Below are 13917 nucleotides of genomic sequence, written 5' to 3' on the forward strand. Positions count from 1 at the left end.
CATGGCTGCTGATTGATACGGACGGACCCAGCGAACAGATCAACGCCGGACGGAAAAAATCCCCGGCGGAGGTGGCGTCGAGTCGATGGCCTCGCCGTCGTGCACCACGGCGGCACCCCCGGTGAACCGGTCGAGCTCCGCGCCGGCGAGCACCCGACCCGGAAACCAGTCACCGGCGGCGCGGCGGGTCAACGCCGCCACCGGCGGTTCCTGACGGCCGGCGAGCAGCACCAGATTGCCGTAGCGCCGCCCGCGCAGCACGGCGGCGTCGGAGACCAGGCAGGCCCGCGGCAGCACCGACCGTACGGTGGCGACCTGTCCGCGGGCGTAGCGCAGCGGCGGGCCGTCGGCGATGTTGGCCAGGTACCAGCCCGCCGGATGCAGCACCCGGCTCGCCTCGGCGGCGTACTCCACCGAGGTCAGCCGGGCCGGTGTGCGGGCGCCGGCGAAGACGTCGGCGACCACCACGTCGTAGCTGGCGTCCCGCGAGGCGGCCAGCACCGCTCGGGCGTCGCCCACCCGTACCTTCAGTCGGGCATCGGCCCGCCACGGCAGCGCCCGCCGCACCAGCTCGACCAGCGCCCCGTCCAGCTCGCACACCCGCTGGGTGGAGCCCGGACGGGTGGCGGCCACGTAGCGGGGCAGGGTCAACGCGCCGCCGCCGAGATGGAGCACCCGCAGTGGCGCGCCGGCGGGCGCGACCAGATCGATCGCGGCGGCCAGCCGACGGACGTACTCGAACTCCAGGTGGGTGGGGTCGGTCAGGTCCACATGCGACTGTGGCGCGCCGTCCAGCAGCAGCGTCCACGAACCGGCCCGGTCCGGGTCGGGCACCAGCTCGGCGAGGCCCGTGTCGACCGGCTCGACGATCCGGTCGGCGGCCCGCCGCCGGCCCATCAGCGGCCGGCCTGCGCGGCGGCGCTGCGCGCGGCGGCGGTCAGCGCGCGGTGCAGCAGCCGGGCGTCACCCAGCCGGGAACGCAACTGGCGCTCCAGCCCGGCGATCGGAACCAGGTTCTGCGGGGCCCGGGGGTCCTTGTACGGGGTGGAGGCGAACCGGGGCAGGGTGACCAGCGACAGGTCGGCGAGCCGCACCGCGTCGGAGATCTCCAGGTCGGCCGAGCACTCCAGCCGCACGATGCCCGCCCAGGGCGCACCGGGGGCCACCGGCAGCCGCAGATACCACGACCAGCCACCCCAGGCGGTGCCCAGCCGGAACACCGGTGAGCGGTGGCCCGACGGAAGACCGGTGACCACGGCGGTGAGCCGGGCGTCGAGGTACTGGCTGTGCTGGGTCTTGATGTAGCCCAGCGTGCGGGGCAGCTGCCGCCGGTTGCGCAGCGGCCCATCCACCACCAGCAGGTCACCGTCGGTACGGGCGGCGGCCGACACCTCCACCTCCAGGGCGGTCAACGGCCCCTGCACCGCGGCCGGCAGCTTGGCCAACTCCCCACTGCCGCTGACCCGGTGCACCGGGTAGCGGACATTGCCGGCCACCACGTCCGTCGCCGCCGGGCTGGCGGTGAACAGCCCGCGCCGGACGGTGGCGCCGGCCAGCTGCGCGGCACCGCGCTCCAGGTCACAGCGCACCACCCCGGCGGCGTACGAGGCGGCCAGACCGGGGAACGAGCCGCCGTCCTCCTCGGCCGTCCAGACGCTGGCGTCGATCCGGCGTACCCCGTCGACCAGCAGCACCACGTCGGGTGCCCGGACACCGGGACGCGGGCCGATCGCTCGCCAGTCCACCACCGGCAGCTCGTGCTCCGCCTCCACCTGCGCGCTGCTCGGCGCCGCCGGACCGCCCGGCGACGCCTCGAACGACGCCCCGTAGGCCGGATCCCACGCGTCGACGAAGAACCGGCTCACGCGCTGCTCACCGGCCCGTCCGTTCGATGCGGGCCGAGCGGGCGTCCTTGCGTACCTCGAAGCGCACCGGGATGCGTTCGGCCAACGCCGGCACGTGGGTGACCACGCCGACCATCCGGTCACCCCGGGCGGCCAGATTTTCCAGGGTGGCGGCGACCGTGTCGAGGGTGGCCGCGTCGAGGGTGCCGAAGCCCTCGTCCAACACGATCGACTCCAGGCTGGCCGAGGTGGTGGACATGCCGGCCAACTGCTCGGAGAGCGCCAGCGCCAGCGCCAGCGACGCCTGGAAGGTCTCGCCGCCGGAGAGTGTCCGCACCCCGCGCCGCAGGCCGGCGTCGTGGTGGTCGACGACGAAGAACTCGCCCTTGTCGTGGACCAGGTCGTACTGGCCGCCGGAGAGCTCCCGCAGGATCCCCGAGGCGCCGTCGACCAGCAGATCCAGCGCCTCGGCCAGCAGCCACCGCTCGAAGTTGTTGGCCCGCAGGTGCCCGGCGAGCGCCCGGGCCACCTGCGCCCGGCGTTCGTGTTCGACCCGCTGCTCGCGCAGCTCGGCGGCCTGCTCGCGGCGCTCGACCAGCCGCCGCCGGTCGGCCTCGGCCCGCTCCACGGCCACCGTGGCGGCGCGGACCGGGTCGTCGGGGGCGGGCAGGTCGGCCTCGGCGAAGATGCCGGCGATGCGGGCCGTCACCGCGCCGGCCGCCGTCTGCGCCTCGGCCACCGCAGTGGCCAGCCCGGCCCGCTCCGACCGGCGGCGATCCGCCTGCCCCGTGGCCCAGTCCGCCAATGTGGTCCAGGCCGCGGCCACGTCGTCCCGGTCAGCGGCCGGCGGCCCGAACCGGGCCACCGCGTCGCGGGTGCTGTCGAAGCGTCGCCACGCCGCCCGCAGTCGCTCCTGCGCCGCGTCCACCGCGCCCCGGGCCCGCCGTGCGGCGTCCCGGCCGGCGCGTACCGCCGCGGTCGCCTCGTCCAGCTGCTGCCGCAGCCGGGCCTGCTCGGCCAGCGTGGCCCGCAGCGCCTCGGCGGTGGCCGCGCCGGCGAGCCGCTCGTCCAGCTCGGCCAGCCGGCCGGCGATCCCGTCGTGCTCGGCGCGGGCACGCAGCAGTACCCGGTCCAGTTCGCGGGCGGCGGTGTCACGTTCGGTCACCACCCGCTTGGCGACCTCGCTCGCCGTCCGGGCGGCCTTGCCGGCCGCCACCGCCCGCGCCACCGCCGAACCGGCCGGCATCGGCGGCACCCGCGTGACGGTCTGCTCGCAGACCGGGCAGGAGTCCCCGGCCGACAGGTGCGCCCGCAGCGTCGCCGCCTGGTCGGTGGCCTTCGCCTCCTCGTGGGCCTGGAACGCGGCGGCCAGCTCCTGCTCGGCCCGCTCCGCCTCCGCCCGCGCCTCGGTCAGCGCCCGCACCGCGACATCGTGCTCGGCGTCGGCCGCCTCCATCGCGGCCCGCACCGCGTCGGCCTGGCCGACCAGCTTCTCCCGGTCACCGTACGCCCGCAGCAGCATTCGCAGCGCGCTCTCGTCGCCGCTCGCGGCGAGCTCGCCGCGCAGCTTCTCCTCCCGCTCCTCGGCCAGCGACACCGCGCTGGCCGCCGCGTCGGCCCCAGCCCGCGCGTCGGTGACGGCCCGGGCCACCTCGGCCGCCCCCGCCGGGGCGCGCACCTCACCGAGCACGGCCAGTTCGGCGTCGAGCGCGGCCAGCGCCGTGCTCGCCTCCCGCGCCGTGGTGCGCGCCGCCTCCAGCTCCGGTACGGCGACGGCCACCGCCTCGGCCAGCGTCACCACCCGTTCGAGCTGGCCGGTGGCCCGCTCCAGGGTGGCGTCGTCGACGTCGGCGAGCCCGGCGAGCAGCTGGTCGACGGCCTCCAGCTTCGCGTCGGCCTGCCCGGCCCGGGCGGTGGCCTGCTGCTGCACCCGCTCGTAGACGCCGAGGCCCAGCAGGTTGACCAGGATCTGCTGCCGGGTCGCCGGCCGGGCGTGCAGGAAGTCGGCGAACTGCCCCTGCGGCAGCACCACACAGCTGGTGAACTGCTCGTACGGCAGGCCGACCGCCTCCAGCACCGCGGCCTCCATCTCGGCCGGGGTACCGGCGAGGACCTCGCCGAGATCCTCTGGGCTGAGCCCGGTGTCGAGCTTGGTGGCGTCGAAGCCGTCCGGCATCAGCTGCAACCCGGCCCCGGCGGTCTTGGCGTTGCCCCGGCTGTCCCGGCGCACCACCCGGGTGGCGACGTAGCGGGCGCCGCCGGACTCGAAGACCAGCCGGACCCGCGCCTCGGTCGCCGACGGGGCGAGCGCATTACCCAGCCCGCGTGCGCCACCCCAGCGGGGCACCGTGCCGTAGAGGGCGAAGCAGATCGCGTCGAGCACCGTCGACTTGCCCGAACCGGTGGGCCCGACCAGGGCGAAGAAGTCGGCGTCGGTGAAGTCGACGGTCGTCTCTTCGCGGAAGACGGTGAAACCGGCCATGTCCAGCCGCATCGGCCGCATCAGTGATCGACCTCCTCGAACAGCTCGTCGAAGAGCTCCTGGACGCCCTCGTCGGCGTGACCCCGGCTGTCCAGGTAGTCGGCGAACAGCTGCCGGGGCGAACGGCCCGAGCGTTGGGCGACCCGGGTGCCGCTGCCGGGCGTGGGCACCAGCTCCGGGTCGATCCTGATCTCCAGTGCGCGGGGAAACAGTTGCTGCACCTCCTCGCGCAGCCCGGCCCGGGGTTGCTCGCGTACGTACACCCGCAGCCAGCCCTCCGGCGCGGTGATCTCGGCGAGCTGGGCCAGGGTGCCGCGTACCGTGTGCAGCGCCGCCGCGGCGGTCACCGGCTCCTCCCGGACCCGCGCCGCCGTGGTCGCGGTGACCTCGACCAGGGTCACCGACGGGACGTTCTCCTGCTCGCCGAAGTCCACCGCGAGGGGGGCTCCGCTGTAGCGGATCGGGCACGGCCCCTGCACCCGCTGGGCGCGGTGCAGGTGGCCGAGCGCGACGTAGTGCGCGGTGCCGGGGAAGACCGAGGCCGGCACCGCGTAACCCATGATGGTGTGCGCGTCCCGTTCACCGCCGCCGGTGGCCGCACCCACCACGGTCAGGTGGGCGGTGACGAGGTGCACCCGGTCGGGTTCGGTGAAGCCCTCGGTCAGCCGGGTGAGGATGCGGCCCAGGTGGTCGGCGTACGTCTGGGTGGACTCGGCGGCGGTCAGTTCGTACATCTCCACCGCGCGGACGGCGTACCGCTGGGACAGGAACGGCAGCGCGGCCAGCCGCCAGCGCTCACCACCGGCGGTGGTGCCGTCGACGACGTGTTCGGCCGGGTCCTCCCGGACGCCGCCGCGCAGGGTGATCCCGGCGGCCTCCGCCCACGGTCGCAACGCGTCCAGGGCCGGGCCGTTGTCGTGGTTGCCGCCGATGGCCACCACGTCCGCGCCGGTACGCCGCAGCGCGGTCAGCGCCCGGGTGACCAGGCGGGTCGCCTCCGGGGTCGGCGCGGCGGTGTCGTAGAGGTCACCGGCGATGACGACCAGGTCGGGCCGCTCCCGCTGGGCGATCTCGATGACCCCGGCCAGCACCTGCTTGTGCTCCTCGGTGCGCGACTGCCCCTTGAGGACCTTGCCCACGTGCCAGTCCGAGGTGTGCAGGATCTTCAAGCGGAATCCCTCCTAGAACGGGATGTCGTCGTCGGCGCCGCCGCCGGACCCGACCACCGCGAACGGGTCGGCGGACTGGGTGATGGAACGCAGGGTCTGCGACGGCGCGGCCCCGGCCTCGGAGACCCGGGTCGCCCAGGCCGGGAACGGGAACTCCAGGCAGAGCGGCACCGGGATGTCGGGCTGGTTGACGAACATCGTGCCCGGCTTGGCCAGCAGCGCCCGCTGTCGCTGCGCCGGAGGGAGGAAACCGTACTCCGGGCGGGACGCCTCGGCCGGGTCGAGCCGGCCGACCACCCGGATCGCCGAGTTGGTGACGATGCGCCGCTCCACCTCGCTGGCGGTCTGCTGCGCGCCGATCAGGATCACCCCGAGTGAGCGGCCCCGCTCGGCGATGTCGAGCAGCACCTCCTTGATCGGTGAGGAGCCCTCCCGGGGGGCGTACTTGTTCAGCTCGTCGAGCACCACGAACAGCAGCGGCTTGGCGGTGCCGGCCTTCTCCTTGCGCTCGAACTCGCTCTTGAGCGTCACACCGACCACGAAGCGTTGCGCGCGGTCCGGCAGGTTGTGCAGGTCGACGACGGTGACCTGGGCGGACTCCGAGGTGTTGATCGAGTGCGGTCGCCGGGTGGCCAGGTCGCCACGGATCAACCGGGACAGGTCCTTCTTACTGCCGATCAGCCGGCGGGCGAAGGCGTTGACCGTGCCCAGGCCGACCGCGCTGCCGGCCCAGCCGCTGCGGGTCTCGTCGTCGCTGAGCTGCTCCACGATGTGGTCGACCAGGTCGGCGTAGCTGCCGAGCCGCACCCCGTCGATGCTGATCCCGCCGTCGGCGGGCTGGGCGTGGCGGGCCAGGTGGGCGGCGACCGAGTGGACCACCATCGTGTACTGCTGGCGCTCGTCGTCGGCGTCGGCGAAGACGTACGGCAGCAGGCCGTTCGCGCAGAACTCGGTGAGCGTCCAGTAGAAGCTGTCCACGCCGGTCAGCCGGCTGCTCACGTCCGGCGTGCCGGAGGCGTCGCCGACCCGTGGCGGAGCGTAGACCCGGACGTCGGGGAAGGCGTCGGCGACCAGCCCGAGCCGGGCGTACGCCGCTCGGGTGGGGTCGTCCAGCCGGGCGTTCGGATGGTCGAGGAAGAGGAGATCCTCGCCCTTGACGTTGAAGATCAGCGCCTTGGCGTTGACCGCGTCGCCGCCGAGCTGGCCGGAGCGGAACACCGAGTAGAGCAGGAAGGTGGCAAAACTGGTCTTGGTGGCCACCCCGGAGATGCCGGAGATGGAGACGTGGGCGCCCCGGGTGCCGTCGAGGAAGTCGGCGTTGAGGTAGACCGGCACCCCGTCGCGGCCGGTGCCCATCGGGATCCGCCGTTCCATCCGGTCGAAGTGCAACGCCCGGGCGCGGGCGTCGCCCTCCGCCCGGTGCACCACCGCGCCGGGCTGCGGCGGCACGTACAACTCCGGGTCGACCCGGGTGGTGGTGATCTCGGCGGCCTCCTGCACCTGCGCCGGCAGGGTGCCGTCGGCGATGGCGAAGACATCGGAGTCGAACTGCGCACCCTCGTGCCGGGCCCGGACCTGGGTGACCACGCCGGCGATGGTGACCGGCTCCCGGTCGGGCAGCTCCCGCCGGGTCACCACCACGTCGTCGAGCTGGAGGTAGCTGCCGGGGGAGACCGCCGTCCAGAACTGCAGGGGAGTGGCGTCGGCGGTGCCCAGCACCCGGCCCACCCCCTCGCCGGGGCTGTCGGATCCCTCGTCAGTCATCGGATCCCTCGCCAGTCATCGGTCAGCTCCGGTCAGCTGGTCGTCGCGGTCGGCACACACGCACTGCATCCTGCCGGAGGAGTACGACAGGCCGCCACGCGACGCGGCGCAGAGCACGCTGCGACCGTACGACGACCGCGTACCGCGACGGGGCTCTGACGGCGCGTGCCCGTGATCTCCAGGTCACCCGCCGGATGCCGCGGCGGGAGCGGAACCGGGCCCGCTGGGCGCGCCGAGCCGCCCGACCAGCTCACGCACGGCCGCCTCGTACGCCTCGTCGGTGTGGTAGGGCCAGTGTCGGTTGATCGGCGGCGGGACGGTGTCGTCGGGCGGGACGGTGATTCCCCTCGGATCACGCAGCCGTCGGTCGACCGTGCCGGCCGGTCCGCTGACCCCCGGCGGCTGTCCCGGCTGGTGCGCCGAGAAGAGCGGGCCGCCGACCGAGTCGGTGTCCCGCCACAGGTTCACCCACCGCCAGCCGATCCGCTCGCCCGCCTCGTAGAGGGTCGGGTCGCCGAAGAAGGCCGGGCAGACTCGTGCGTAGACCCGGTGCAGTGGGCTGCCGTGGGTCAGCAGCGCCACCCGGGGCAGCACCTCGGGCGGCAGTTGGAGCAGGGTGGCGGTGGCGAGCACCGAACCGTGGCTGTGGCCGGAGAGAATCACCCCGCCGTGCGCGGTGAGCCCGGTGACCCGCTTGGCGAGCTCCGGCACCGCCCGCTCGGCGTAGCAGGGTGGCGCGAACGGGTGCACCGTGCGCGGCCAGAAGGTGCCCAGGTCCCAGACCACGGCGACGGTGCGCCGGGTCTCGTCCGAGCGGTAGGAGAAGAGTGCGAGCACGACGATCCCGAGCGCGGCCAGGCCGATGACGTACATCCCGACGTCGGTCGCGAGGGCCAGGTTGGTGGTCGCCTGACCGTCGGTGCCGGCCAGCCGGGTGCTCAGTTGCGACGGTCCGATGCCGATCAGGTCGAGCGCGACCGTGGTGATGCCGAGCAGCGACAGGATCAGGAAGACGGTGAACACCGGCCCCAGGTGCTCGCCGATCGCGGCCCGGGCGATGATCTCCCGGACGGCGTCTCGCCGGGGCAGGGCTTCCGATGGCGGGTCGGGAAAGTCCTGTCGGACGATCTTCTCGGCCAACTGGCGGCGGCGTCGCCGGGTCACCGCGATCCGCCAGAGCACCGTGGCGGCGACGACCAGGATCGTGGCCAGCCCGGCCAACGCGGCCCAGCGGTAGGAGACCGGCGGTTCCAGAGGCGGCGCGTCGGGCCGGTCCGGCCGGGCAGGGTTGGGGATGTCTCCCCGGTCGAGCAGGTCCGCGACGCGGTAGACGAGCGCGGCGGCGAACCCGTAGGCGGCGGCGACCGCCGCGCCGGCGAGCACCGGGGAGGCGAACCCACCGAGCCAGGACGCACCGGTGGTGCGGCTGCGTCGGCGCTGGTGCCAGACGGCGCCGACCAGGGCGATGAGCAGGACGGCCTGGACCGCGAGTAGTCCGGCCACCGCACCCTCGTAGCCGGGTAGCTGCCCGTGCGGCGGCTCCGGTTCCAGGGTCAGCGTGCTGTAGGCGAGGGCCAGCACGGTGAGCGCGAGGGCGGCGGTGCGCAGCGGCCGGATGCCGCGCAGGTCGACCGGCCCCCGACCCGGGCCGCTCGATGCGGAACGGGCGGGTTGGGTCAGCAGCACGACGCAGGCCGCCAGCAGCAGCCACGTGGCGCCGAGGAGCAGGTAGCCCACCGGTGTCGGATGGACGTGGACGAGTGCGAAGAGCAGGCTCGCGTCGAGTACGCCGAGCCCGACCGCGACGTGGATGACGCGTAGCCGTTGCACCACGAGCGCGTCGTTCCAGAAGCCGGGAGCGTCGACGCGGTCCTCGCCGCCCTGGGTGCGGTCCTGCCTGCGGGCGGCCGGGAAGGCCTCGAACGCCCGGGCGGAGCGCTCCCCGAGCCACCAGAGCAGCCGCAGCGCGGCGATCGGCACCAGCGCGAGCAGCGCCAGGCGTGGCCCGAGGGGCAGATCGCCGAGCCACGACAGATAGCCACGTCCCGTCAGGCAGGGCTGGTAGGGAACGCACTGCCAACCGACGATGTCGACCGTCACGCCCAGGATGGAGAGCACGTACGCGGCGGTCAGGGTGGCGGCCAGTAGCCGGCACAGCGGGCCGATCAGGCCACCCGCGCCGCCGGTCGCCGGCCTGGTCCAGACGGCGAGGTTGACCAGCATGAACGGCAGCAGGAAGAGCAGCGACACGGTACGCACGGCCTTGCCGGCGGTCAGCGCCCCCCAGCGGTACGCCTCCACCCGCAGCGTCTGCGGCCGGTCGCTGATCCCGAACCCGGGGCGGGGTCGGTAGAAGCCGGCGTTGTCGTCGCCGGCCACCCGGATCACGACCGGGTGGTCCAGCAGCGCCTCGGCCGAGGCGCCGGAGACCCCGTGGATCCGTAGCTCGACCACCTGGTGCGCCAATGCCCCGCCTCTCCGGCAGCCGCCGACCCGGTTCACGGTAGTGAACGGATCGGCCGGCACCGGGCTGAACTGGTCAATTCGACCGCACGGCGCGATGGCGGGAGGCGTCGGTCACCGTCGGGCGTAGCGCAGCAGCAGGGTGCCGTCGCCGGCGAGCAACACGTGACGCAGCGGCAGGGCGCGGGCCGGGCTCGGGTCACCCGCGCTGATCCGGCCGGGGCCGGCGCCGGCGAGCAGTGGAGCGACCGAGAGGCACACCTCGTCGACCAGGTCGGCGGCGGTGAGCGCGCCGAACAGTTGCGGGCCACCCTCGCAGAGCACCTGGTCGAGCCCGCGTCGGCGCAGCTCGGTGAGGCCGGCGGCCAGGTCGACCCGGTCGTCGCCGCAGCCCACCAGATCGGCCACCTCGGCCAGGCCAGGTGGTGCGGACGCGCCGGTGCGGGTGAGCACCACGGGACGGACCGGTGCGTCGGCGAAGGCGGCCTGGGCCGGGTCGAGGTTCGCGGTGCCGGAGACCACCACCAGGGTCGGGTACTCGGCCAGTCCCTGCGCGCGCCGCCAGGCCCGGCGCCGCTCGTCGAGGCGGATCGCCCGGTAGCCCTCGTGACGCAGCGTGCCGGCCGCCACCAGCAGCGCGTCGCAGAGCATCCGCAGCAGCCCGAAGACCCGCTTGTCGGGCTGGCCGGAGAGCCCGGCGGAGTAGCCGTCGACGCTGACCGCGCCGTCGATGCTGGTCACGAAGTTCATCCGGAGATGCGGCAGGTCGGCGCGGCCGTACCGGGCGGTGAGCGTGTCGTCGTCGAGCGGCCCCGGTGACGGGTTCGGCCAGAGCTCAGAAATCGGTGCTCCGACGCTCATTCGCTGGCCGGACCGGTGACCGGAGGCGTCGGTCGGGGGGTACGGTGCTGGCAGTCGCACCAGTTCCGGCCCGGGCAGTCGTCGTGCCGCCGTGTCCGGCACGCTCGGCAGATCATGCTCGCAGCCTATGCCGAGGGAGGATGACGCCCCCATGCCACGTCAGATCTTCCAGCTGAGGATCTCCCTGTCCGGTGTTCGTCCCGCGATCTGGCGTCGGGTGCTGGTGCCCGGCGGCTACACCCTGGACCGGCTGCACCGGGTGGTGCAGCACGCGATGGGCTGGCGGGACTGTCACCTGCACTCGTTCGAGATGGACGGCGTGCAGTACGGCGAGCCTGATCCCGACGGCGACCTGCCGGTGCTCGACGAGTTGGACGTCCGGCTGGAGGCGGTGGCCGGCAAGGGCAGCCGACTGCACTACACCTACGACTTCGGCGACTGGTGGGAGCACGACCTGGTGGTGGAGGACGTCCTCACCGCGGAGGCGGACGGGCGCTACCCGTGCTGCGTCGACGGGGAACGGGCCGGTCCGCCGGAGGACGTCGGTGGGCCGCAGGGGTATCTGGTGCTGCTTGCCGCGCTGGCCGATCCGAGCCACCCGGAGCACCGGTCGATGCGCGACTGGGTGGGTGCCGGTTTCGATCCGACGGCCTTCGACGCGGGCCGGGTCAGCACGCTCCTGCGCCGCTTCTGCTGACTCTTGGCGCGCAGTGCGCGCGCCGCTCCATACCGCAATTCAAACGCATTTTGCGGTAACGATCTGGGAACGCTCCCAGCGGCCTATTGACACTCCTGACACCTGCCGGCAATCTCATGGGAGCGTTCCCAAGAGGCGTGGATCACAGTCCCGCCCAGCTTGGGCGCCGACACCGGCCGACCTAGTCGGTGCCGGCAGGCGCTGCGGCACCCCCCACCACACGTAATCAAGCCTCACCATCGAAAGAGGGGTCAGGATGAGCCTCACCACGCGGCGTACCCGCATGGCGGCGACCGCCCTGGCTGCGATCACCGCCGTCAGCGGTCTCGCGGCCTGCGGTAACGACGACGACACGCCCGCCGAGGGCGAGAAGCCCGCCAAGCTGGTCGTCGACACGTTTGGCGAAATGGGCTACGACGAGCTCGTCAAGCAGTACGAGCAGCAGACCGGCATCAAGGTCGAGCTGCGCAAGACCGCACAGCTCAGCGAGTACCGGCCCAAGCTGGTCCGTTACCTGGCCACCGGCAAGGGCGCGGCCGACGTGACCGCCCTGGAAGAGGGCATCCTCAACGAGTTCAAGCCCAACGCGCGCAACTGGGCCGACCTCACCCCGCTGGTCGCCGACCACTCGACCGAGTACCTGCCCTGGAAGTGGGAGCTGGGCAAGGCGCCGGACGGTCGGCTGATCGGCCTGCCGACCGACGTCGGCAGCCTCGCCGTCTGCTACCGCAAGGACCTGTTCGAGGCCGCCGGCCTGCCCACCGAGCGGGACGCCGTCTCGGCGCTCTGGCCGGACTGGAACGGCTTCCACCAGGCCGGTCGCACCTACAAGCAGGGCAGCGGCGGCAAGGCGTTCATCGACTCGATCACCGCCGTGTCGAACGCGGTGCTCTTCCAGCAGGGCAGCGACCTGTTCTACGACAAGGAAGACAACGTCATCGCGGACACCAGCCCGGCGGTGAAGGCCGCGTGGGAGACCGCGACCTCGATGGCGGACATCTCCGCCAAGGCGGCCACCTGGTCGCCGGAATGGTCGGGCGGCTTCAAGCAGGGCACCTTCGCGGCCACCTTCTGCCCCTCCTGGATGCTCGGCATCGTCGAGGAGAACTCCGGTGAGGCCAACAAGGGCAAGTGGGACGTGGCGGCCGTGCCGGGCGGTGCCGGCAACTGGGGTGGCTCGTGGCTGGCCGTGCCGGCGCAGAGCAAGTACCCCTCCGAGGCGGCGAAGCTCGCGGAGTTCCTGACCAACGCCGCCGGCCAGGTGGCGGCCTTCAAGCAGTCGGGCCCGCTGCCCACCAACCTGGAGGCGTTGAAGAACGAGGAGTTCCTCAGCTACACCAACGAGTACTTCAGCGGTGCGCCGACCGGCAAGATCTTCGGCGAGAGCGTCGCCAAGATCGAGCCGGTCCACCTGGGCCCGAAGCACCAGGCGGTCAAGGAGAACGCGTTCGAGCCCGCGCTGCGGGCGTTCGAGAACGGGCAGGCCAGTAAGGATGCGGCCTGGGAGCAGTTCGCGAAGGACGCGAAGACTCAGGGTGCTTTCTGAGTGATTCCCATCCGGTGGCGTTCGGGGTTGACCCGGACGCCACCGGTCGGTCCCCCCACCGCGTAGCACCCGCGCGAGGGCCCCCGGGCCTCGCCGGGAAAGGAATTTCGCATGAGCCTGTCGGCTACGACGGCGCCGCCGTCACCAGCAGCACCACCACCCCCCGATGCCGCCTCCCGGCGCCGCCGGGGTCCCCTCCTGAACCGCCTGGACCTGAAGTACTCGCCGTACCTGTACATCGCGCCGTTCTTTCTGATCTTCGGCGCCTTCGGGCTGTACCCGATGCTGCGCACCGCCTGGATGTCGCTGCACGACTGGGACATGATCGGCGACCACTCGTTCATCGGGATCGACAACTACACCCGGCTCTTCTCCGACGACTACTTCTGGAACGCGCTGGTCAACACCTTCGGCATCTTCGCGATGTCGACCATCCCGCAGCTGCTGCTGGCGCTCTTCCTGGCGAACCTGCTCAACCGCACCTTCCTGCGCGCCAAGACCTTCTTCCGGATGGCCATCTTCATGCCGAACGTGGTCTCGGTGGCCGCGGTCGCGATCGTCTTCGGCATGCTGTACCAGCGCGAGTTCGGCCTGTTCAACTGGCTGCTCAGCTTCGTCGGGGTCGACCAGGTCGACTGGGACGGGCAGCGGTGGAGCTCCTGGACGGCGATCGCCTCCATGGTCAACTGGCGGTGGACCGGCTACAACACGCTGATCCTGCTGGCCGGCATGCAGGCCATCCCGAAGGATCTGTACGAGGCGGCCGCGATCGACGGCGCCGGTCAGTGGCGGCAGTTCTGGCGGATCACGGTGCCCATGCTCAAGCCCACCCTGCTCTTCGTGATCATCCTCTCCACCATCGGCGGCATGCAGCTCTTCACCGAGCCGCTGCTCTTCGCCAACGGCAACATCATCGGCGGCAACCAGCGGGAGTTCCAGACGCTGGCCATGTACATGTACGAGATGGGCATCGAGAACCTGAACACCGCCGGCTACGGCGCCGCCGTCGCCTGGGCGATCTTCATGATCATTGTGCTGCTCTCGCTGCTCAACTTCCTACTCGTCCGCCGCTCGGCCAAGTGAGGAGAGAT

10 protein-coding genes are annotated in these 13917 nt (G+C 72.7%); 3 read left to right on the forward strand and 7 right to left on the reverse strand.

Annotated features, from left to right (window positions below):
* Positions 1 to 39 precede the first annotated feature (39 nt).
* The 7 genes from BMY89_RS02140 to BMY89_RS02170 form a co-directional block, all read right to left on the reverse strand.
* Positions 40 to 897, reverse strand: a complete 858-nt coding sequence (locus tag BMY89_RS02140) for a spermidine synthase (RefSeq protein ID WP_092374002.1) — start codon at positions 895 to 897, stop codon at positions 40 to 42.
* Positions 897 to 1865, reverse strand: coding sequence for a hypothetical protein (locus BMY89_RS02145; RefSeq protein ID WP_092374005.1), 969 nt, complete (start codon positions 1863 to 1865; stop codon positions 897 to 899). The genes BMY89_RS02140 and BMY89_RS02145 overlap by 1 nt, the downstream gene beginning before the upstream one ends.
* Positions 1866 to 1872: 7 nt before the next feature.
* Complete coding sequence (locus BMY89_RS02150) at positions 1873 to 4347, reverse strand: AAA family ATPase (protein ID WP_092374008.1); 2475 nt, start codon at positions 4345 to 4347, stop codon at positions 1873 to 1875.
* Positions 4347 to 5495, reverse strand: coding sequence for an exonuclease SbcCD subunit D (locus tag BMY89_RS02155; protein WP_092374011.1), 1149 nt, complete (start codon positions 5493 to 5495; stop codon positions 4347 to 4349). Before BMY89_RS02155 ends, BMY89_RS02150 begins: the two co-directional genes overlap by 1 nt.
* 12 nt (positions 5496 to 5507) lie before the next feature.
* On the reverse strand, positions 5508 to 7259 hold the full coding sequence (locus BMY89_RS02160; protein ID WP_092374014.1) for an ATP-binding protein: 1752 nt from the start codon (positions 7257 to 7259) through the stop codon (positions 5508 to 5510).
* A gap of 183 nt (positions 7260 to 7442) precedes the next feature.
* Entirely contained in the window at positions 7443 to 9725 is a 2283-nt protein-coding gene (locus BMY89_RS02165) for a hypothetical protein (protein ID WP_232521005.1), read from the reverse strand.
* 111 nt (positions 9726 to 9836) lie between these two features.
* Positions 9837 to 10583, reverse strand: coding sequence for a pyrimidine reductase family protein (locus BMY89_RS02170; protein WP_092374017.1), 747 nt, complete (start codon positions 10581 to 10583; stop codon positions 9837 to 9839).
* Positions 10584 to 10734: 151 nt separating this feature from the next.
* Between BMY89_RS02170 and BMY89_RS02175 the strand changes: the two genes are divergently transcribed.
* The 3 genes from BMY89_RS02175 (at position 10735) to BMY89_RS02185 (ending at position 13909) form a co-directional block, all read left to right on the forward strand.
* Positions 10735 to 11280 carry a plasmid pRiA4b ORF-3 family protein gene (locus BMY89_RS02175; RefSeq protein WP_092374020.1) on the forward strand — a complete coding sequence of 182 codons (546 nt, stop codon included), beginning with the start codon at positions 10735 to 10737 and terminating at the stop codon, positions 11278 to 11280.
* A 256-nt stretch (positions 11281 to 11536) separates the two neighbouring features.
* On the forward strand, positions 11537 to 12826 hold the full coding sequence (locus BMY89_RS02180) for an ABC transporter substrate-binding protein (protein ID WP_092374023.1): 1290 nt from the start codon (positions 11537 to 11539) through the stop codon (positions 12824 to 12826).
* Positions 12827 to 12937: 111 nt separating this feature from the next.
* Positions 12938 to 13909: a carbohydrate ABC transporter permease gene (locus BMY89_RS02185; protein ID WP_092374026.1), complete on the forward strand. Its 972-nt coding sequence runs from the start codon at positions 12938 to 12940 to the stop codon at positions 13907 to 13909.
* The last annotated feature ends 8 nt before the right edge of the window (positions 13910 to 13917 follow it).

It is taken from the genome of Micromonospora phaseoli, from assembly GCF_900109115.1.
Classification (GTDB): Bacteria; Actinomycetota; Actinomycetes; order Mycobacteriales; family Micromonosporaceae; genus Micromonospora; species Micromonospora phaseoli.